Here is a 266-nt window from a genome sequence, read left to right on the forward strand (position 1 = left end):
GATGGCACCGTGTTTTTTGAGATCTTTCTCAGCATCACTGTGATAAGCCATGCCTTCGTTTCCGTCGTGATATAAATTCAAAAGGCATGAATTATAGGTTTCTCCCGTAATTTCTTCACATTTTTGCTTTAATTCCAATAATTCCGGTGTCCATGGTTTTGCATATTTTGTTCGCTTTGAATAGGTATATTCAAATAGTTTTTCACCAAACCAGGCTACTTTTCTTTTTGTTACAATCAGTTTTCCAAAGATGATCGCTTCATCAT

1 protein-coding gene is annotated in these 266 nt (G+C 35.7%); it reads right to left on the reverse strand.

Annotation, left to right across the window (positions count from 1 at the left end; translation table 11 throughout):
* Window positions 1–266: alpha-ketoglutarate-dependent dioxygenase AlkB (locus ACPYOJ_RS35600; RefSeq protein ID WP_481420422.1), on the reverse strand; the 266-nt coding region annotated here is incomplete at both ends.

Source organism: Rhizobium sp. SVR5-9E (assembly GCF_056755095.1).